Source organism: Corynebacterium tuscaniense, assembly GCF_008693065.1.
Classification (GTDB): Bacteria; Actinomycetota; Actinomycetes; order Mycobacteriales; family Mycobacteriaceae; genus Corynebacterium; species Corynebacterium tuscaniense.
This window is the reverse complement of record NZ_VXKH01000151.1, coordinates 1-800: the sequence shown is the minus strand read 5'-3', so window position 1 is coordinate 800 and position 800 is coordinate 1. Positions and strand designations below refer to the sequence as shown.

The window sequence follows — 800 nt, the reverse complement described above, 5'->3', positions numbered from 1 at the left end:
ATCGAAGCCTACGCGCTGAACGCCAGCGGTGTGGTGAATATCATCGTGTTCGATCCGAAAGGCTGGGCGCTGTTCCGTTCCTTCAAAGCCGTCAAGGAGAAGCTGGATACCCGTCGTGGCTCTAATTCCGAGCTGGAGACAGCGGTGAAAGACCTGGGCAAAGCGGTGTCCTATAAGGGGATGTATGGCGATGTGGCCATCGTCGTGTATTCCGGACAGTACGTGGAAAACGGCGTCAAAAAGAACTTCCTGCCGGACAACACGATGGTGCTGGGGAACACTCAGGCACGCGGTCTGCGCACCTATGGCTGCATTCAGGATGCGGACGCACAGCGCGAAGGCATTAACGCCTCTGCCCGTTACCCGAAAAACTGGGTGACCACCGGCGATCCGGCGCGTGAGTTCACCATGATTCAGTCAGCACCGCTGATGCTGCTGGCTGACCCTGATGAGTTCGTGTCCGTACAACTGGCGTAATCATGGCCCTTCAGGGCCATTGTTTCTCTGTGGAGGAGTCCATGACGAAAGATGAACTGATTGCCCGTCTCCGCTCGCTGGGTGAACAACTGAACCGTGATGTCAGCCTGACGGGGACGAAAGAAGAACCGGCGCTCCGTGTGGCAGAGCTGAAAGAGGAGCTTGATGACACGGATGAAACTGCCGGTCAGGACACCCCTCTCAGCCGGGAAAATGTGCTGACCGGACATGAAAATGAGGTGGGATCAGCGCAGCCGGATACCGTGATTCTGGATACGTCTGAACTGGTCACGGTCGTGGCACTGGTGAAGCTGCATACTGAT

2 protein-coding genes are annotated in these 800 nt (G+C 56.6%); both read left to right on the top strand.

Annotated features, from left to right (window positions below):
• A partial coding sequence (locus F4V54_RS10985) for a major capsid protein (RefSeq protein ID WP_172828379.1) occupies positions 1 to 477 on the top strand: 477 nt, incomplete at its 5' end.
• A 41-nt stretch (positions 478 to 518) separates the two neighbouring features.
• A partial coding sequence (gpFI, locus tag F4V54_RS10980) for a DNA-packaging protein FI (protein ID WP_150387156.1) occupies positions 519 to 800 on the top strand: 282 nt, incomplete at its 3' end.